Below are 17,672 nucleotides of genomic sequence, written 5' to 3'. Positions count from 1 at the left end.
GAGTCCGGCTACGGCCGCGAGGGCTCGGTGCACGGGCTGGACGACTACATGCACATCAAGTACCTGTGCCAGGGGCAACTCTAGGACGCGCGGCGAAAGACCTTTCTGCACGTAGTCCGATGCGGGCCGCGCGAACCGGGAAGGCCGGAAGCGCGGAATATCCTCGTTCATCATGGACGTGCGTGAAAGCTTCACCCAGGCGGTGGGCCATACACCGCTCATCCGGCTGCGCAAGGCTTCCGAGCTGACCGGCTGCGAGATCCTCGGCAAGGCCGAGTTCATGAATCCCGGCGGATCGGTCAAGGACCGCGCGGCGCTCTACATCGTGCTCGATGCCGAGGCGCGCGGCGAGCTGCAGCCGGGCGGCGTGATCGTCGAAGGCACGGCCGGCAACACCGGCATCGGCCTGGCGCTGGTGGGCAACGCGCGCGGCTACCGCACCGTGATCGTGATCCCGCAGACGCAGAGCCAGGAGAAGAAGGACGCGCTTCGCCTCTACGGCGCCGAGCTGCGCGAAGTGCCCGCGGCGCCCTACAGCGATCCGGGCAACTACGTGCACGTGGCCGAACGCCTCGCCGCGGAGCTCGCGCGCAGCGAGCCCCGTGGCGTGCTCTATGCGAACCAGTGGGACAACCTGTCGAACCGCGACGGCCACCTCCGCTCGACCGGCCCCGAGATCTGGCAGCAGACGGACGGCCGCGTCGACGGCTTCATCTGCTCGATCGGCACCGGCGGCACGCTGGCGGGCGTCGGCCAGTACCTGAAGGAACGCAAGCCGGGCGTCGTGATCGCCGCCGCCGATCCGCTGGGTGCGGCGATGTACCACTACATCAAGTACGGCGAACTGCGCAGCGCCGGCAGCTCGATCACCGAAGGCATCGGCCAGAACCGCATCACCGGCAACCTGGAGGGTGCCTCCTTCGACGACGCGTACCAGGTCGAGGACCAGGAGGCGCTGCCCGTGCTCTTCGATCTGTTGCGCGAGGAAGGCCTGTGCCTGGGCGGCTCCAGCGGCATCAACGTGGCCGGCGCCATCCGCCTGGCACGCGAGCTCGGGCCGGGCCACACGATCGTGACGATCCTGGCCGACTCCGGCTCGCGCTACCAGTCGAAGCTCTACAACCCGGCCTTCCTGCGCGAGAAGAATCTTCCGGTTCCGGCCTGGCTCGCGTGAGCCGAAACGTTGACCTATCGCGGCGCGAGCACCAGCTTGCCCAGCGACTCGCCGGCATCGAGCATGCGGTGCACCTCCTGCACCTCGGCCATCGGAAACACGCGCGTGGGCGGAGCTTTCACCGCGCCCTGGCTCATGAGGCCGATGGCCTTGTCCATCAGCGCGCGCCGCTGCTGCCGGTCGGCGTCGAAGGTGTGGATGGAAAAGGTCCTGACCGCCAGGCTCTTGCTCAGCAGCGAGCGCAGCTCCATGAACACGTCGCGCGCCGGCGGCCCGCCCGCGATGTTGTAGGAGATCGCAGTGCCCAGCGGCGCCAGCGAGCGGATGCAGGCGATCAGCAGTTCAGCGCCGATGTGATCGAAAGCCAGGTCCACGCCGCGCCCGTCGGTCAGCTCGAAGACGCGATCGGGCAGCCCTGCCGGATCGCCGTCGACGATGGCGCTGGCGCCGTGCGCCAGTGCATGGGCCCGCTTCTCGGGCGTGGAGGCGGTGCCGATCACGGTCATGCCGAGGTGCGCCGCGAGTTGAACGAGCATGGTGGCCACGCCGCCGGCCGCGCCCGGCACGAGGATCGAGCGCACCGGCAGGCCGCCGTTGCCGGCCAGGAGCATCGCCTGCGCCAGCTGCACGTTGCCCAGGCTGACCGCGTCCTGGAACGCGATGCTGTCGGGCAGGACGAAGGGCGCATCCTCGGGCACGCAGATGAATTCCGCATAGCAGCCGCCGCGCTGCGGCAGCTCGCGCGAACTGACCAGCACGCGCTGGCCGACTTGCAGCGTCGTCACGCCGGGCCCCAGCGCCTCCACCGTACCGGCCATCTCGTTGCCGGGAATGGCCGGCAGCGGCGGCATCCATTTGTAGGTGCCGTTGCGGATCAGCACGTCGGGTCCGCCGGCGCCGATCGCCTCGGCACGCACCCGCACCTCGCCGGGCTTGCACGCCGGCATCGGCAGCTCGACCTGCTCCAGCGCCTCCGGGCCGCCGGGGTTGCTCACTTGCACGGCACGCATGAGGCTTTGCATGTCAACGCTGGCCGTCATGCACGGTGACGGCGTCCTTCGTCAGCCCGCCCAGCCGCGCATGCACGCGGCCGCCCGTGCCCATCACCAGCGCGAACAGGATCTCGTTGGGCCGCGGCGCGTCCTGGATGCCGACTTCCATGCTGTTGTAGTGGCTGCGCACATAGGCCGCGTGGATGTAGTGCAGCGGCACCATCAGCCGGTAGCCGGTGGCGGCCACTGCTTTGGCCGAGGGCACGATCGCCTTCGGCTCGCCCAGCACCGAGCGCATGGCCCAGCCGCCCGCTTCGTGCCACACGGCGCCATGCTCCAGCTCGCCGTTGACGCCCACGATGGCGGCCTTGCTGTAGACCTCCACCTTGTCGCGGCCCAGCACCTCGACCAGCTCCGTCGCCAGCGAAGTCCCCAGCGTGCGGAGCTCGGCCATGAAGGGCATCAGGTCGGGCTCGTAGCGCCCGGCGTAGGGGTTGCGGATCACGGCGCAGGCCGCGGCCAGCTTCAGCGGCTCGGCCACCGGCGGGCCGCCCTCGTGATGGATCGTCTCGATGGTGAGACTGCGCTTTCGGATTTCGATCAGGGACATGCGAACCTCACTGCTTGGGAATCTGTGCTTCGTTGACGACGGCGGTCCACTTCTTCAGCTCCGAACTCACCATCGCCGTCATTTCTTCCGGCGTGCTGCCGCGCGCCTCGCCGCCCATGTCTTCCAGGCGCGCGCGAACGCCCTGGACCTGCAGGGCCTTGAGCGTCTCGGCGCGCAGGCGCTCGACCACGGGCCGCGGCGTGCCCGCGGGCGCCATGAAGCCGGCCCACGAGCGCACGTCGTAGCCGGCGACGCCCTGCTCCGCCACCGTGGGCAGCTCCGGCATTGCGGCCCAGCGCTGCGCGCCTGTGGTCGCCAGCGCTTTCAGCTTGCCGGCCTTGATGTTGGCCATCACGGCCGTCGGCGGCGCGATGATCAGCGGGACTTCGCCGCCGAGCAGCGCGGTCACCGAGGCGGCGTCGCCGCGGTAGGGCACGTGCAGCAGCTCGGCCTTCGCAGTCTTCACCAGCAACTCCCCCGCCAAATGATGCGTGGAGCCGATGCCGGCGGAGCCGTACGACAGGCTGCGCCCGTCGGCACGCGCTGCCGAGAGCAGCTCCGCGAGACTGCGATACGGCGAATCGGCGCGCACCACCAGCAGGAAGGGAAAGTAGGTGATGGTGGAGATCATCTGGAAATCGGACACGGTCTGGTAGCCCAGCTTGCCGTAGAGCGCACCCGCCACCGCATGCCCGCCGGTGGCCAGCAGCAGCGTGTAGCCGTCGGGCTTGGCGCGCGCGACGGTGGCGGAGGCGATGGTGCCGCCGGCCCCCGTCTGCGCCTCCACGACGAAGGGCTGGCCCAGCCCCTTGCTCATCTCGGTGCTGACCACGCGGGCGATGGTGTCGGCGTTACCGCCGGCCGCGAAGCCCTGGACGATCTTGATCGGGCGATCCGGGAAGTCCTGCGAATGAACCGTGAAAGGTGACGCGCAGGCCAAGGCAAGGCCCGCGCCGACAAGTTGTCTGCGCCGCATGGTTTGTCTCCGTTCGTTGTGGAATCGCTGGCGGCGCTTGCGGCCGCTGGTGGTCGAATCAGTCCTGGTCGACGATCGGATTGCGCAGCACGCCGATGCCCTCGATCTCGACCTCGCAGACGTCGCCGGCCTTCATGAAGCGCGGCGGCTTCTTGCTCCAGCCGACGCCGGCCGGGGTGCCAGTGGCGATCACGTCGCCGGGCGTGAGCGTGAAGATGGTCGAGGCGTAGTTGATCAGCTTCGGGATGCTGAAGATCATGTGACCCGTGTGGCTGGACTGCACCACCTCGCCGTTGAGCCGCGTCTGGAGCTTGAGCTCGCGCCCGGGCGCGATCTCGTCCGCGGTCACCATCCAAGGGCCGAAGCCGCCGGTCGATTCGAAGTTCTTGCCCGAGGCGATCTGCTTGGCATGGAACTGCCATTCGCGCACGCTGCCGTCGTTGTAGCAGGCATAGCCGGCCACATGGTCGTAGGCGTCGGCTTCGGCGATGTCGCGCCCGCCCTTGCCGATGATGACCGCGAGCTCGCCTTCCCAGTCCAGCGACTCCGACACCCGCGGGCGCACGATGGGCGCGTTGTGCGCGCACTGCGAGCGCCACACGCGCAGGAAGATCGGCGGCTGCTCGGAGAGCTCGCGCTGCATGCCTGCGGCCAGCACCTCCTGGTGATGGTCCATGTAGTTGCGCACGGCGCAGATGATCTTCTCGGAGCGCGGAATCACCGGCAGGAAGCGGATGTCGGCCAGCTTCGCGGCCGGGGCCAGGCCCTCGACGTGCTGCGCGGCCCGCGTGTAGTCGCCCGAGGCGATGTAGTCGGCGAGACTCGCATGCTGCGGCATCGCCAGGCCCAGGTCGACGACGCTGTCGCCGACGACTGCGCCCCAGGTTTCGCGGCCCTGATGGATGAACGAGAGAAGTTTCATGTGATGTCCGTTTCGAGGAAGAGGTTGTCGCTTATGCGCCCGGCGTGGGAGCGCGACTCAGGAAATCGGCTTGCCAGTCGGCCAGGGTCTTGAAGGTGGGATCCCGGCGGCAAATCGCTTCGGTCTCCCGCAGGATCTCTTCATCGGACTTGGAGAGATCCAGCGGGTCGCCATGCGGCTGTTCGACATAGAAAGGCGTGTCGACGTAGATCTCGACCATGTTGCCTTCGGGATCGAGCATGTAGACGGACAACGCGTTGCCGTGATTGAGCCCACGTATGTCGGTCGCCCCGCGAGCCTCTGCCTTGGCCCAGATGTCGCGCATCGACTGGATGCCGGGCACGGCGAAGGACAGCTGCATGACCGTGCTGAACTTGACGTCGGCCGGGCGACCTGACGCGATGACCAGCTGGTGGTGCTGGTCAGGGCTGGCGCTAGTGAACACCAGCTTGTTCTTGAACGTCTTGCCAACGCCTGTATCGGTGATGGTCAGATCGAACACCTCGGTGTAGAACGCGACCATCCTGTCGAGGTCGGTCACGTAGATTCCAAAGTGCGAAGGCGTAGGTCTGCTGACCTTCAGCATGAGGGTCTCCTGGTTTAAGTGTCTCAGGCGCCGGTGCAGCGCGCCGGTTTCAAGCGTCGGCGGCACGCCGCATGGCGGCCTCCACATTGCGTTGCGTGCTCAGGATGTGCTCGCCGAGCAGCGCGCAAGCGGTATCGGCATCGCGACGCAAGGTCGCATCCATGATCTTTCGATGCTCGTTGGACTTGCGACGCCCCGTCTGCCGGTGGCGCGCGGAGAACCGCCGGTAGCGCTCAGCCTGATCGAACAAGCTGGCACTCCACATGCGTTGACGCTCCGATGCACAGGCCGCGATCAGTGACGCATGAAAGCTGCGATGAACTTCGCTCCACTCTTCGTCCAGGATCACCGGGCCATCGCTCAAGCGCGATTCGACCTTCTCGAGTCGATGAAAAGCGGCCACGATCGCCCCTTCCCACGCATCGTCGCCCAGTTCGATCGCGCTGCGGAGTGCCTGAACATCCAGCATGAGCCGCATGTGCGTGATGTCGTTCAGGTCCTCCGAAGAGATCGGCGCGACGCGGAATCCTCGACGCTCGTCGGCTCGCACCAGACCTTCTTGCGTGAGACGGCTGAGGGCTTCGCGCAAGGGACTGCTCGAAAAGCCGTAGTGGCCCTGCAGTTCATCGAGCTTGAGCTTGCTGCCCGCTTCGAAGGTACCGACCAGGACGTCATGCCGGAGGCTGCGAAAGGCCTGTTCCGAAAGAGGAGTCGAGATGTCGGCCGCGCTGCTGTTGGGATTCTTCATGGCGTCAATTTTATGCATAAAGACAGATTACATGCAAACGATGAGCCTAGGGGAAACACCAGGTATGAAATGACTTTTTGTGCACGACCTGTCTTTTGTGCACAACTACTCGCACCTGCCGTGCTCATCCGCCGAGGTAGGCGTGCTGCACGGCCTCGCTTGCGAGCAAGGCGCCTGCGCTGTCGGCACCGACCACGCGGCCCTGTTCCAGCAAGTAGCCTCGATTCGAGAGTGCCAGGCTGCGCTTGGCGTTCTGCTCCACGAGCAGGATCGACACCTTGTCGTCGCGAACGCGTTCGAGGGACTTGAAGAGTTCCGACACCATCAGCGGCGACAGGCCCAGTGAAGGCTCGTCCAGCAGCAGCACATCCGGGCTGGACATGAGCGCCCGCCCGATCGCGACCATCTGCTGCTCGCCCCCGCTCATGGTCCGTACGCTCTGGGACAGCCTTTCGCGCAATCTCGGAAAGAGTTCGAGCACGCGCTCCAAGTTGCGGTGTTCGTTCGTGCGCGCTCGCCGCGGATACGCGCCAAGGAAGAGGTTCTCCTTCACCGTGAGGTCGCCGAAGACACCGCGTCCCTCGGGCACCAGGGCGATGCCCGCCTCCACCCGCTGGTCCGCCTTGAGGCCCGTGAGCGCTTTGCCGCCCAGCGTCATTTCCGCCCCTTTGGCCGGCATCAGCCCGGCGATGCATCTGAGCAGGGTGGATTTGCCGGCGCCGTTCGCTCCCAGCACGCTGACGACTTCGCCGGCGGCCACGTGAATCTCCACATCGGCCAGCGCCTGATGCATTCCGTAGTGCGCGCACAGCTTTCTGAGCTCAAGCATGATCGTCTCCGAGATACGCCCGCACGACTTCAGGATCGGCCAGAACCGAAGCCGCCGGGCCCAGCGCGATCCGCTGGCCGGCGTTCATGACCACGCAGTGGTCACACAGCGACCTGACGGCTTCCAGCACGTGCTCGACCATCAGGATGGAAACGCCATCGCGCTTCAGCGAACGCACGAGCTCGATCGCCTGAAGCAGTTCCGTGGGATTCAAGCCTGCCAGCCACTCGTCCAGCAAGAGCACGCGAGGGCGGCTCGCGAGGCAGCGTGCGAGCTCGAGTCGCTTCTGGTCGATGTAGGTGAGATCTTCGGCGCGCCGAGATGCCCTTGCCGCCAATCCGACCCGCTCCAGAAGCTCCGACGCGACGGCGTTGGCCTCGGTCCCGAAACGTCGCTCATGCGTGAACGACATCCCCGCCACCACGTTTTCCAGCACGCTCATCGTCCTGAAGAGCCGCACGAGCTGGTAGGTGCGCGCGATACCCAGGCGCGCAACCTGGAAGTTCGGCGCGCCGGCGGTTTCCTGTCCATCGAGCTTCACCGAGCCCCGGTCGGGTTGCAGCGCTCCACTGATCAGATTGAGCGCCGTCGTCTTGCCCGAGCCGTTGGGCCCGAGCAGGCCGACGATCTCGCCCTTGCCGACGTGGAGCGACAGGCCTTCCACCGCCTTCAGCCCGCCGAAGCGTCGGGACAGGTCGTCGACCTCGAGGAGCGGCGCGCTCACGGGCGCCTCCTGAGCTTCTCGCTCGCGCCCAGCAGGCCTCGCGGCAGCAGGTACACGATCACCAGAAAGATGGCGCCGAGCACGATGCTGAAGTGGTCCGGGAAGTACTTGGTGAGGACTTCGAACGCGAGCACCAGCGGGACCACGCCCAGGATCGGTCCGTAGAACGCTGCCACGCCGCCGAGAAGCGCCATCACCACGACCTGAAAAGACACGAGCGAGTTGAACGCGATGGATGGCTCGATGTAGGTCCAGCGCGGCGCCACGATGGCCCCGGCCACCGACATGAACATGGCTGTCCCCGTCAGCACCGCGAGGCGAACGCCAACGGTGTTGATGCCACAACTGCGGGCCGCGGCTTCGTCCTCGCCGATCAGGCGAAGGGCGAATCCCAGTCGAGACTTCGAAAGCCAGGCTCCCAGGATCCAGAGCAAGCCGAGCAGCACGAGGAGCTGCCAGTAGATCTGCGCCGCAGTGATCTCCAGGAACACATAGCGCCCGACCGATCCCACGAGCTTGGACTCGTACCAGGTGACGAGCTGGCGGATCAGTTCGGCAATGCCGAAGCTGAAGACCACGAAGTACATGCCGGAAAGACGCAGCGTGCAGATGCCGATCGCAAGGGCCAACGCGCCTCCCAGCAAGGCCGCCACCACGAGCACCGCCGGCCAGGGCAGGAACTCCGAAAGAACTGCGACGCTGTAGCACCCGACGCCGAAGAAGGCGACGGTCGCAAGAGAGATGAAGCGTGTCGTTCCGCAGAAGATACCCCACGCCGTGGCGAGGTTCGCGTAAAGCAGCACGTTGATCAGCAGGGACGTCGTGTAGTCGTTCCCGGCTTGCGGGGCGAAAGCCAGCGCGATGAAAACAGCCAGCGACAGCGCAAGAAACAGTTTGGATCTCGATGTCACCGGCCAGCCCTCCCGAACAGGCCGGACGGCCGGAATACGAGCACCAGCAAGAAGATGGCGTAGTTGGCAGCCAGCGTGAGCCCCGGGTCCACATACGTGGAAACGAGGCTCTCGCTCAGGCCGAGCAGCAGCGCAGCCAGTACACAGCCGACGAAGTTGCCGACGCCGCCCATGATCACGACGATCAAGGCCTTCATGGTGAAGAGCACGCCCATGGTGGCGCTGAAGGTCGAGAACATGCTGACCAGCACGCCGGCGATGGCGACCAGCGCCGTGCCCATGGCGAAGGCCAGCATCGCGATTTTCGTGACATCGATCGCCACCAGCGGCGCGGACCCGGGGTCGACCGCCACCGCGCGCAAGGCAGTCCCGACGCGCGTTCGGGTCAGGATCACGAACAGCGCGGCGCCCAGGACCAACGCCACTACGAGGGCGAGCAACCGGTTGGCGGCTACTGTCGTTCCCAGGACTTCGATCGGAATCGAGAGGAACGAGTAGCTCAGGTAGTTGCCGCCGAACGCGGCGAGCATGAGGCCCTGGATCACGAACAGCAGGCCGAAAGTCGACAGGATGCTGTCGCCCTCGAGGGCGTCGCGGCTGCGCGCACGCCTGACCAGCGGCACGAACGCCACCTTGTAGAGGAACGCCCCCGCAGCGGCGGCGACCGGCACGAGCAGCAAGAGCGCGACCAGCGGCGAGACGCCGGCCCGCGTGAAGAGCACCAGGCCGCCGACAGCCGCGGCAATCAGCATCTCGCCATAGGCGAGGTTGAGAATGCGCGCGACGCCGTACTGAAGGTTGAGACCCAGCGCAATGAGCGCATAGGTCCCACCCAGCGTCAGCCCGAAGATCAATGCGTCGATCAGCCTCATAGGAGGTTTCAGGCCTTCCAGGCCGGCTTCGCGATGGGATCTTTCGCGCCCGATCTCTTTGGCGCAATTCCCGAGAACGTCCCGCCTTGCCATTGCCCGACCGTCCAGCCGCCCGCCATGAAATGGTTGTCGAACTTCAACGGCCCTGCGACCGTGTCGAAGGTCGTCGACCCGAGCGTCTTGATGATGGCCGGCCGGTCGAGCTTGCCCACCTTCTCGATCGATTGAGCGAGCGCCTGCAGGCCCGAATAGCAGAGAACGCTGACCCATTGCTCGGGCGGCTGCCCGATCAGCGCGGTGTGCCTGGCGATGTAGGCTCGGATGGCATCCGAAGTCGGATTCCAGCCTCCCGGGCCCATGACGCCTTCGGCGTTGGCGCCGAACTTTCCCACGTACAGGGGCAACGCTGTTCCGATCCCGGCGTAGAACACCTTCGGATTGAAGCCGCGCACGCGGGCGGCCTCGGTCAAACCCAAGGTATCCGGCGGGTAGCTGAAGGCCAGGAAGACATCCGGGTTCGCGCGCTGTGCGTCTGCGATCAGGGGCGTCATGTCCTGGGTGGAGATCGGATAGCTGCTGTCGACCACGATTTCGAACTTCGCGGCCTTCAGCGATTTGCGCGCGGCGCCGGCGAGTTCCAGGCCGCCCTGGTCGGTCACGTTCACCATGGCCACCTTGCTGCCGATCCTGCCGTCGGTACGCATCTGCGTGAGCAGCCCGACGATGGCATCCGAGTAGTTGGACGGGGTGCCGAGCAGCGAGAACATGTTGTCCCACCGCTTGACGAGTTGAGGCAGCTGATCGGTGATGCAGGTGGGCGTGATCATCGGGAAGTTGCCCTTGTGGAACGCCGGCGCAACGGCCAGGTTCATTCCGGTGCCCCACGGCGGCAAGAGAAAGTCGACCTTGTCCTGGTTGACCATGCGCTCGATAGCCCTCACCGCCTCTTCCGGCTGGCTGCGGTCGTCGTACTCGACGACTTCGACGAGGCGCTTCGCGCCGCCGACCGAGATGCCCCCCGCCTTGTTGACGTCATCGACCCACAACCGGTAGTTGGGAAGCTGCGCGGACGCGGCGCCACCGGCGAACGGGCCGGTCTTCGAGATGGCCCACCCGAACTTGATCTTGGCGTCGGCGCCCTGCGCCCTCACGAAGGCGCCGGGCACCGAAGCCGCCAGCGCGGCGCCTCCCAGAACACGGACGAAGTCGCGGCGTTGTTGCTTTGCGGTCATGGATGTCTCCGGAGTTGACTCAAGGGTGAATGACGTGGTTGCTGGTGCCGCCGCAGCGCATGCCGAGGTCAGGCGACGCTCATCTCGGTGGGCGTGGTCTGGAACGCGAGCTGCTGCCAGCGCTCTCCTTCCTTCACCCAGACCTGCATGACACGGGAGTCGATGGTCACGGTGCCGGTGCCGTTCTTGCGTACACCCACCAGCATCTGGCGGCCTGTCATCAGCGCACTGTTGCCCGTGACGCGCACGACGAGCTCCGACCGTTCGACGCGTTTGTAGTGAGCATTGAACCCACCCGTGCTGAAGTAGCTGTCGAAGCCGTCGACCTGGCCTTTGGCGTGGACGTGGATCAGATCGCGGTGCAGCAGTTCGCGGAGGCGTTCGGTATCGCCATTCATCATCGCGTTGCAGCGCTGCTGCTCGAGGTCGATCAACGTTTTCGCGTCGTCTGCCTGTTTGGAAGTGCTCATGGGAGATTGAAAGTTTGAAGAGCAGGGGCACGCAGGCTGGCGCGCCAGCGTGGACTGGAGAAGATTCGATTCGCAGCAATTGGCGGCGCGACGCGGCGCCGTCCGGCAACAGGCGGTCAGGCCGCGCGTTTCTTGCCCATCAGCACGAAGAGCATCGTGGCGGGCTTGTCGCCCTTGTTGCGCCAGGCATGCCGGTTGCCTTGCTGCACCGCGACGTCGTGCTTCTTCAGAAGGACCTCTTGGCCGTCATCGAGTTCGAGACTGATCTCGCCATCCAGCACGACGTCGTAGTCAATGCTGTCGGTGGTGTGCATGCCAGGCGCATCGGGCTCGAACGTTTCCGCCAACCCCGGCAGCAACTGGCCGAACTCGGCCCCGAACGCGGCTCCATCGAAATCTTCCTTCATCATCACGGAGTCGGGAGGGAAGGTCACGAACATGAGGCGCGACTCGCCGACACCTGGAAGAAAGTTTGCTTCCATGGCCGGATCGCTGAACGTCGCCTTGCTACCCGCCTCGCTGGACGCGGTCGTCGACCAGAGCAAGCTGGCCTCGAACCCCGGCACGCTCTTGAACGCCACGTTGCGTCGCGCCGCTTCATCCGACAGCACGCCCGACTTTCCGTTCGAACCCACACCCAAAACGACACGCCTGACTTTCATGATCGGTCTCCTGATTGCTGTGATGGTTGGTCGACGATCGGATTGCGCAGCACGCCGATGCCCTCGATCTCGACCTCGCAGACGTCGCCGGCCTTCATGAAGCGCGGCGGCTTCTTGCTCCAGCCGACGCCGGCCGGGGTGCCAGTGGCGATCACGTCGCCGGGCGTGAGCGTGAAGATGGTCGAGGCGTAGTTGATCAGCTTCGGGATGCTGAAGATCATGTGACCCGTGTGGCTGGACTGCACCACCTCGCCGTTGAGCCGCGTCTGGAGCTTGAGCTCGCGCCCGGGCGCGATCTCGTCCGCGGTCACCATCCAAGGGCCGAAGCCGCCGGTCGATTCGAAGTTCTTGCCCGAGGCGATCTGCTTGGCATGGAACTGCCATTCGCGCACGCTGCCGTCGTTGTAGCAGGCATAGCCGGCCACATGGTCGTAGGCGTCGGCTTCGGCGATGTCGCGCCCGCCCTTGCCGATGATGACCGCGAGCTCGCCTTCCCAGTCCAGCGACTCCGACACCCGCGGGCGCACGATGGGCGCGTTGTGCGCGCACTGCGAGCGCCACACGCGCAGGAAGATCGGCGGCTGCTCGGAGAGCTCGCGCTGCATGCCTGCGGCCAGCACCTCCTGGTGATGGTCCATGTAGTTGCGCACGGCGCAGATGATCTTCTCGGAGCGCGGAATCACCGGCAGGAAGCGGATGTCGGCCAGCTTCGCGGCCGGGGCCAGGCCCTCGACGTGCTGCGCGGCCCGCGTGTAGTCGCCCGAGGCGATGTAGTCGGCGAGACTCGCATGCTGCGGCATCGCCAGGCCCAGGTCGACGACGCCGTCGCCGACGACTGCGCCCCAGGTTTCGCGCCCTTGCAGAACAAAGGACAAAAGCTTCATGGGACTCCGCCGCTCAGGGGTTGATGACGAAGTTGCTGAAGCCGCCGTTGCGCGTCGCGATGCCCGAGATCGCCTCGTTGATGCGGTCCAGCGGATAGCAGACATGCTCGAACACCGAGAGGTCCAGCGTTCCGGCCTCGGCCATGTCGGCCATGTCCTGGCCTTCGCCGGCCGTGAACCAGGCCGAGCCTTCGATGCTCTGCTGCTCGTCCATCATGGTGTGCAGATCCATGCCTACCATGCCGGCGATGGCGCCGATGTTGAAGGCGCGCCCGCCGCGCTTGAGCGCGCGAACGCCCTGCTGCATGGTCTCGTGCGGCGCGCCCGGGCCCAGCGCGTCGATGAAGGTGTCCACGCCCAGGCCGTCGGTGCGTGCCTTGGCCCACGCGTCGATGGCCTCGCCGTTCGCGTTCGAGAACACCTCGATGCGGTCCGGCGCCAGCGCCTTCACGCGCTCGAGCAGTTCCTTGTTGCGGCCGGTGCCAAGGATGCGCGTGGCGCCCATCGCCAGGCCGAACAGCGCGCCGCCGATGCCCAGCGTACCGCTGATGCCATTGATCAGCACGCTGCGGCCGGGCCCCACCTTGGCCTTGCGCAGCGCCGAGTACATGGTGCCCAGGTAGCCGAAGCGCGCGGCCTGGTTGAAGCTCACGTTGTCGGGCAGCTTCACCAGCGCGTACTGGGGCGCGACCATGTATTCGCACAGGCCGCCGTACGGGTAGTTCTTGTAGAGCTTGAGCGAGTTCTGCGAGAAGCCGAAGTAGCCGCTGAAGGCGTAGTGCGTGCAGTTGATGAGGTCGCCGTTGCGGCAGGCGCGGCAGCCGCCGCAGTACAGGCTCGGGTTCACGTACACGCGGTCGCCCGGCTTCCAGGTGTGGACGTGGGAGCCGACGGCCGTCACCTCTCCGGCCGGGTCCAGGCCGAAGACGGCCGGCAGCGGCGGCAGCGGCAGCTCTGGGAACCAGGTAGTCCAGTTCGCCAGGATGTTGCCCAGGTTCGGCACGATGCCGCAGGCATGCACCCGCACCTGCACGTCGTTGGCGGCGGGCTGCGGAATGGGCAGTTGCTCGATCTCCATCGGGGCGCCGACCTTGTGAAGTCGGGCGGCTTTCATCATCGACATTGGCGTCTCCTTGGTTGTTTGCACAAATCTGGTTTTGTGCATTTTTCTGCGCAGCGATGACGAATGCCATCCGGGAGAACCCTCGGTGCATAACATCTATTTTTATGCACAATTTTGTCTTCCTGCATTTGGAGACAACGAGTGAATCAATCCTTCGGCGAGCCGGTCGATGTCGCCGTCATCGGCTTCGGCCCGGTCGGCGCCTCGCTGGCCGCGCTGCTCGGCCGCCGCGGCAGGCGCGTGGCCGTGTTCGACAAGTCCGACCAGATCTACCCGCTGCCGCGCGCCTTCGCGCTGGACCACGAGGCGCTGCGCACCTTCCAGGAGATCGGCATTGCGGGCGCGCTGGCACCCCACATGACGCCCTATCGCCCCACGATCTACCAGGGCGCGGATGGCCAGCCGATCCAGCATTTCGACATGGGCCCTTCGCCCTACCCCTTGGCCTGGGCGCCTTCGTACACCTTCAACCAGCCGGCGCTTGAAGCCGCGCTGCGCCGCGCGGTGGGCGAGATGCCTTCGGTGTCGGTCCACCTTGGCCATGAAGCCGCGTCGGTGCAGGAGGAAGGCGAGTACGCGGCGCTGTCCGTGCGGGCGCCGGACGGCACGCAGGCCCGGCTGCGGGCGCGCTACGTGGTCGCCTGCGACGGCGGCACCAGCCCCATGCGCAAGCAGCTCGGCCTCGGCCTCAAGAGCCTGCAGTTCGACGAACCGTGGATCGTGGTCGACATGCACGTCAACGAGGACACGCTCGCGCGCCTGCCGGCCACCAACATCCAGTACTGCGACCCGGCGCGCCCCTGCACCTACGTGGTGGGGCCCGGCACGCACCGGCGCTGGGAGTTCCTGCTGCTGCCGCACGAGGCCGGGCAGCGCGAGATGCCGCACGACGCGATCTGGACCCTGCTCTCGCCCTGGCTCGCTCCGCACGAGGCGCGCATCTGGCGGGCGGCGACCTACCGCTTCCATGCGGTCGTCCTCGAGCAGTGGCGGCAAGGACGCGTGCTGCTGGCCGGCGACGCGGCGCACCAGATGCCGCCCTTCCTGGCGCAGGGCATGTGCCAGGGCTTGCGCGACGCCCTCAACCTGGCCTGGAAGCTCGACCGGGTGCTGCAGGGCGATGCGTCCGACGCGCTGCTGGACAGCTACGGCACGGAGCGTGGCCCGCAGGTCGAGGAGACCACCCGCACCGTCAAGCGCCTGGGCCAGATCATCTGCGAGCGCGACGCCGAACGCGCTGCCGAGCGCGATCGGGCCCTGCGCGAGCAGCAAGGCGGCCAGGTCAGGATGCAGTTGCGCCAGAGCCTGCTGCCCGGCGTGCGCCACGGCCTGATCGACGGTGAGCATGGCGCCGCAGGCACCCCCTTCCCGCAGGCGGTGGGACGGCTTGGCCCGCGGGGCACCGCGCAGATGATGGACGACCTGCTGCCCCGCGGCTTCCTGCTGTTCCTGCGTGATGCGCCTTCGGGCGAACAGTTCGAAGCGCTGGCCGCCGCCCTCCAGGCCCTGCATGCAAAGGCGGTCTGCCTGTGCGATCCCGGAGACATCGACGGCCTGACCGGATTCGCAGAGGCCGATGGCGTCATCGCGCGCTGGTTCGATACGCAGCAATGCAACGCGGCGCTCGTGCGCCCGGACCACATCGTCTATGGCGTTGCCGCCGATCTCGACGGTGCGCAGGCGCTGCTGGAACACGCCCGCATTGCCATCGGAATGGCCGCGACCAGCGGCCCCGCCTCGATGCTGGATTGACCCTGGCCGGCGGCCCCGTCAGGCACGCGCAGGCTCAGGGCGCGAGCCGGATGTTGGCGTCCTTGATGATCCTGGCGTAGATGGCCGCATCGGTGCGCACCACCTTCTGGAACTCCTCCGGCTTGCCGCCGCCCACCTGCAGGCCCAGCGCCTCGATCTTGGCCGTCACCTCCGGCAGGCGCAGGATGCGGTCGATCTCGTCCGAGAGCTTGTGCACCACCGGCGCCGGCGTCGCCGCCGGCAGGAACACGCCGAACCAGCCGTAAGGGTCGAAGGAGTGGTAGCCCAGCTCGGCGAAGGTGGGCACGTCCGGCAGGCCGGGCATGCGCTGCGTGCCGGTCACCGCCAGCGGGCGCATCGACTTGAGATGCGGCCGCGCGCTGGCGCTGTCGATGAAGGCCGAGGCCAGCTGGCCGCCGACCAGGTTGGTCACCAGCGGCGCGGCGCCCTGGAAGGGCACGTGCACCAGGTCGATGCCGGCCTGCATGTTCAGCAGCGCGCCCTGGATGTGCGAGGAGGTGCCGGCGCCGTAGCTGCCGAAGTTGTGCTTGCCGGGGCTGGCCTTCACCATCGCGATGAAGCTCTTCAGGTCCTTCGCGGGCGAATCCAGCGGCACCGCCAGCATGCTCGGGCTGCGCGCGATCATGGTGACCGCCGCGAAGTCCTTCAGCGGGTCGTAGGGCAGCTTCTCCATCAGCGATGGCTGCTGGATCAGCGCGGTGATGGCGATCAGCAGGGTGTGGCCGTCGGCCGGCGCCTTGGCGACGAAACCATTGCCGATGGTGCCGCCCGCGCCAGGGCGGTTCTCCACCACCGCGGGCTGGTTCCAGGCTTCCTGCAGCTTCTGCCCAATGGTGCGCGCCAGGGTGTCGGTCGCGCCGCCGGCGGGGTACGGCACGATCAGCTTCAGCGGCTGGCTCGGATAAGCCGTTTGCGCCACGGCCGGCGCGGCCAGCAGCGCAGCCAGGCCGGCGGCAATGCAGAGTCTTCGCATCTTCGATGTCTTCATGGTCTTGTCTCCTCGGGTGGGTGGGGAAAAACTCAATGCATCGCTTCGCGCACCAGGTTGCGGGCGATGACGATCTGCTGGATCTGCGTCGTGCCTTCGTACAGGCGGAACAAGCGCACATCGCGGTAGAAGCGCTCGATGCCGTAGTCGGCGATGTAGCCGGCGCCGCCGAAGATCTGCACCGCGCGGTCCGCCACGCGGCCGCACATCTCGGAGGCGAAGAGCTTGCAGCAGGAGGCCTCGGTCGAGACGTTGCGGCCCTCGTCGCGCCGGCGCGCCGCATCGATCACCATGCTGCGCGCGGCGTAGATCTCGGCCTGGCTGTCGGCCAGCATCGCCTGCACCAGCTGGAACTCGGCGATGGGCTGGCCGAACTGCTTGCGCTCGATGGCGTAGTTCAGCGCGTCGCGCAGCATGCGCTCGGCCACGCCGACGCAGATGGCGGCGATGTGGATGCGGCCCTTCTCCAGCACCTTCATCGCGGTCTTGAAGCCCTGGCCTTCGCGGCCGCCGATCAGCTGTGCGGCAGGCACCTTGCAGTTCTCGAAGATGACGTCGGCCGTGTGGGCGCCGCGCTGGCCCATCTTGCGGTCCTTGCGGCCGATGCTGATGCCCGGCGTGTTCGCCTCCACGATGAAGGCCGAGACGCCGCCCGCGCCCTTGTCTTCCGGATTCGTGCGCGCCATCAGCGTGAAGATGCCGGCATGCGGCGCGTTGGTGATGAAGCGCTTGGTGCCGTTGACGATGTAGTGATCGCCCTCGCGGATGGCCGTGGTGCGCAGCGAGGCCGCGTCGGAGCCGGCGTCGGGCTCGGTCAGCGCGAAGGAGGCGATCAGCTCGCCGGTCGCGAGCAGCGGCAGGTACTTGTTCTTCTGCGCCTCGGTGCCGTCCAGCAGGATGCCCTGCGAGCCGATGCCCACCGTGGTGCCGAAGAGCGAGCGGAAGCAGGGCGAGGTCTGGCCCATGGCCAGCATCACCATCACCTCCTCTTCCATCGTCACGCCCAGGCCGCCGTACTCTTCGGGCACGGTCAGGCCGAACAGGCCCAGCGCCTTCATCTCGCGCACGATGTCCTCGGGGATCTCGTCGGTCTCGGCCACCTGCGCTTCGGCCGGCACCAGCCGTTCGCGCACGAAGCGTTCGACGGCGTCGAGCAGGGCCTGCAGGGTTTGCGGGTCTCGGATCATGCTTGCTTC

At 66.7% G+C, this 17,672-nt stretch carries 19 protein-coding genes; 2 read left to right on the top strand and 17 right to left on the bottom strand.

The features are described from left to right. Positions 1-172 precede the first annotated feature (172 nt). Positions 173-1,174, top strand: coding sequence for a cysteine synthase A (locus AC3A6B_RS23790; protein WP_487839109.1), 1,002 nt, complete (start codon positions 173-175; stop codon positions 1,172-1,174). Positions 1,175-1,188: 14 nt separating this feature from the next. Here the strand turns inward: AC3A6B_RS23790 and AC3A6B_RS23785 are convergent, their stop codons facing one another. The 15 genes from AC3A6B_RS23785 to AC3A6B_RS23715 form a co-directional block, all read right to left on the bottom strand. Further along, on the bottom strand, positions 1,189-2,184 hold the full coding sequence (locus AC3A6B_RS23785; protein WP_487839108.1) for a zinc-dependent alcohol dehydrogenase family protein: 996 nt from the start codon (positions 2,182-2,184) through the stop codon (positions 1,189-1,191). Between the two features lie 13 nt (positions 2,185-2,197). Then, positions 2,198-2,776 carry an amino acid synthesis family protein gene (locus AC3A6B_RS23780; protein WP_487839107.1) on the bottom strand — a complete coding sequence of 193 codons (579 nt, stop codon included), beginning with the start codon at positions 2,774-2,776 and terminating at the stop codon, positions 2,198-2,200. A gap of 7 nt (positions 2,777-2,783) precedes the next feature. After that, positions 2,784-3,752 (bottom strand): Bug family tripartite tricarboxylate transporter substrate binding protein, encoded by a 969-nt coding sequence (locus tag AC3A6B_RS23775; RefSeq protein ID WP_487839106.1) that lies wholly within the window; start codon positions 3,750-3,752, stop codon positions 2,784-2,786. Between the two features lie 58 nt (positions 3,753-3,810). Then, complete coding sequence (locus AC3A6B_RS23770; RefSeq protein WP_487839105.1) at positions 3,811-4,674, bottom strand: fumarylacetoacetate hydrolase family protein; 864 nt, start codon at positions 4,672-4,674, stop codon at positions 3,811-3,813. 31 nt (positions 4,675-4,705) lie between these two features. Continuing rightward, complete coding sequence (locus AC3A6B_RS23765) at positions 4,706-5,260, bottom strand: VOC family protein (protein WP_487839104.1); 555 nt, start codon at positions 5,258-5,260, stop codon at positions 4,706-4,708. A 49-nt stretch (positions 5,261-5,309) separates the two neighbouring features. Next, the gene (locus AC3A6B_RS23760; RefSeq protein WP_487839103.1) at positions 5,310-6,026 is read right to left on the bottom strand and encodes a GntR family transcriptional regulator; all 717 of its coding nucleotides are present in this window, start codon (positions 6,024-6,026) and stop codon (positions 5,310-5,312) included. A gap of 106 nt (positions 6,027-6,132) precedes the next feature. Further along, on the bottom strand, positions 6,133-6,837 hold the full coding sequence (locus AC3A6B_RS23755; RefSeq protein ID WP_487839102.1) for an ABC transporter ATP-binding protein: 705 nt from the start codon (positions 6,835-6,837) through the stop codon (positions 6,133-6,135). Continuing rightward, the gene (locus AC3A6B_RS23750) at positions 6,830-7,561 is read right to left on the bottom strand and encodes an ABC transporter ATP-binding protein (RefSeq protein WP_487839101.1); all 732 of its coding nucleotides are present in this window, start codon (positions 7,559-7,561) and stop codon (positions 6,830-6,832) included. The genes AC3A6B_RS23755 and AC3A6B_RS23750 overlap by 8 nt, the downstream gene beginning before the upstream one ends. Beyond that, positions 7,558-8,472, bottom strand: coding sequence for a branched-chain amino acid ABC transporter permease (locus AC3A6B_RS23745; protein ID WP_487839100.1), 915 nt, complete (start codon positions 8,470-8,472; stop codon positions 7,558-7,560). Before AC3A6B_RS23745 ends, AC3A6B_RS23750 begins: the two co-directional genes overlap by 4 nt. Beyond that, positions 8,469-9,344, bottom strand: a complete 876-nt coding sequence (locus AC3A6B_RS23740; protein WP_487839099.1) for a branched-chain amino acid ABC transporter permease — start codon at positions 9,342-9,344, stop codon at positions 8,469-8,471. The genes AC3A6B_RS23745 and AC3A6B_RS23740 overlap by 4 nt, the downstream gene beginning before the upstream one ends. Before the next feature lie 8 nt (positions 9,345-9,352). After that, entirely contained in the window at positions 9,353-10,576 is a 1,224-nt protein-coding gene (locus AC3A6B_RS23735; RefSeq protein WP_487839098.1) for an amino acid ABC transporter substrate-binding protein, read from the bottom strand. A gap of 68 nt (positions 10,577-10,644) precedes the next feature. After that, entirely contained in the window at positions 10,645-11,046 is a 402-nt protein-coding gene (locus AC3A6B_RS23730; protein ID WP_487839097.1) for a nuclear transport factor 2 family protein, read from the bottom strand. Positions 11,047-11,162: 116 nt separating this feature from the next. Then, positions 11,163-11,708: a cupin domain-containing protein gene (locus AC3A6B_RS23725; protein ID WP_487839096.1), complete on the bottom strand. Its 546-nt coding sequence runs from the start codon at positions 11,706-11,708 to the stop codon at positions 11,163-11,165. Beyond that, the gene (locus tag AC3A6B_RS23720; protein WP_487839095.1) at positions 11,705-12,592 is read right to left on the bottom strand and encodes a fumarylacetoacetate hydrolase family protein; all 888 of its coding nucleotides are present in this window, start codon (positions 12,590-12,592) and stop codon (positions 11,705-11,707) included. Before AC3A6B_RS23720 ends, AC3A6B_RS23725 begins: the two co-directional genes overlap by 4 nt. A 13-nt stretch (positions 12,593-12,605) precedes the next feature. Next, entirely contained in the window at positions 12,606-13,715 is a 1,110-nt protein-coding gene (locus tag AC3A6B_RS23715; RefSeq protein ID WP_487839094.1) for an alcohol dehydrogenase catalytic domain-containing protein, read from the bottom strand. 141 nt (positions 13,716-13,856) lie between these two features. On the opposite strand from AC3A6B_RS23715, the gene AC3A6B_RS23710 reads away from it, so the two are divergent. Then, the gene (locus AC3A6B_RS23710; RefSeq protein WP_487839093.1) at positions 13,857-15,467 is read left to right on the top strand and encodes a bifunctional 3-(3-hydroxy-phenyl)propionate/3-hydroxycinnamic acid hydroxylase; all 1,611 of its coding nucleotides are present in this window, start codon (positions 13,857-13,859) and stop codon (positions 15,465-15,467) included. Positions 15,468-15,501: 34 nt separating this feature from the next. Here the strand turns inward: AC3A6B_RS23710 and AC3A6B_RS23705 are convergent, their stop codons facing one another. Further along, positions 15,502-16,476 (bottom strand): Bug family tripartite tricarboxylate transporter substrate binding protein, encoded by a 975-nt coding sequence (locus AC3A6B_RS23705; protein WP_487839092.1) that lies wholly within the window; start codon positions 16,474-16,476, stop codon positions 15,502-15,504. Positions 16,477-16,508: 32 nt separating this feature from the next. Then, positions 16,509-17,663 carry an acyl-CoA dehydrogenase family protein gene (locus AC3A6B_RS23700; protein WP_487839091.1) on the bottom strand — a complete coding sequence of 385 codons (1,155 nt, stop codon included), beginning with the start codon at positions 17,661-17,663 and terminating at the stop codon, positions 16,509-16,511. Between the last annotated feature and the right edge of the window lie 9 nt (positions 17,664-17,672).

It is taken from the genome of Variovorax sp. Soil_C_33 (genome assembly GCF_057656935.1).
The sequence above is the reverse complement of the archived record's forward strand: the minus strand, read 5'-3'. Positions and strand labels throughout refer to the sequence as shown.

What these genes read in the sequence shown, in the direction of transcription:
- AC3A6B_RS23790 (WP_487839109.1), top strand. Translation starts at nt 173, where the DNA reads ATGGACGTGCGTGAAAGCTTCACCCAGGCGGTGGGCCATACACCGCTC.
- AC3A6B_RS23785 (WP_487839108.1), bottom strand. Translation starts at nt 2,184, where the DNA reads ATGCGTGCCGTGCAAGTGAGCAACCCCGGCGGCCCGGAGGCGCTGGAG.
- AC3A6B_RS23780 (WP_487839107.1), bottom strand. Translation starts at nt 2,776, where the DNA reads ATGTCCCTGATCGAAATCCGAAAGCGCAGTCTCACCATCGAGACGATC.
- AC3A6B_RS23775 (WP_487839106.1), bottom strand. Translation starts at nt 3,752, where the DNA reads ATGCGGCGCAGACAACTTGTCGGCGCGGGCCTTGCCTTGGCCTGCGCG.
- AC3A6B_RS23770 (WP_487839105.1), bottom strand. Translation starts at nt 4,674, where the DNA reads ATGAAACTTCTCTCGTTCATCCATCAGGGCCGCGAAACCTGGGGCGCA.
- AC3A6B_RS23765 (WP_487839104.1), bottom strand. Translation starts at nt 5,260, where the DNA reads ATGCTGAAGGTCAGCAGACCTACGCCTTCGCACTTTGGAATCTACGTG.
- AC3A6B_RS23760 (WP_487839103.1), bottom strand. Translation starts at nt 6,026, where the DNA reads ATGCATAAAATTGACGCCATGAAGAATCCCAACAGCAGCGCGGCCGAC.
- AC3A6B_RS23755 (WP_487839102.1), bottom strand. Translation starts at nt 6,837, where the DNA reads ATGCTTGAGCTCAGAAAGCTGTGCGCGCACTACGGAATGCATCAGGCG.
- AC3A6B_RS23740 (WP_487839099.1), bottom strand. Translation starts at nt 9,344, where the DNA reads ATGAGGCTGATCGACGCATTGATCTTCGGGCTGACGCTGGGTGGGACC.
- AC3A6B_RS23735 (WP_487839098.1), bottom strand. Translation starts at nt 10,576, where the DNA reads ATGACCGCAAAGCAACAACGCCGCGACTTCGTCCGTGTTCTGGGAGGC.
- AC3A6B_RS23730 (WP_487839097.1), bottom strand. Translation starts at nt 11,046, where the DNA reads ATGAGCACTTCCAAACAGGCAGACGACGCGAAAACGTTGATCGACCTC.
- AC3A6B_RS23725 (WP_487839096.1), bottom strand. Translation starts at nt 11,708, where the DNA reads ATGAAAGTCAGGCGTGTCGTTTTGGGTGTGGGTTCGAACGGAAAGTCG.
- AC3A6B_RS23720 (WP_487839095.1), bottom strand. Translation starts at nt 12,592, where the DNA reads ATGAAGCTTTTGTCCTTTGTTCTGCAAGGGCGCGAAACCTGGGGCGCA.
- AC3A6B_RS23715 (WP_487839094.1), bottom strand. Translation starts at nt 13,715, where the DNA reads ATGTCGATGATGAAAGCCGCCCGACTTCACAAGGTCGGCGCCCCGATG.
- AC3A6B_RS23705 (WP_487839092.1), bottom strand. Translation starts at nt 16,476, where the DNA reads ATGAAGACATCGAAGATGCGAAGACTCTGCATTGCCGCCGGCCTGGCT.
- AC3A6B_RS23700 (WP_487839091.1), bottom strand. Translation starts at nt 17,663, where the DNA reads ATGATCCGAGACCCGCAAACCCTGCAGGCCCTGCTCGACGCCGTCGAA.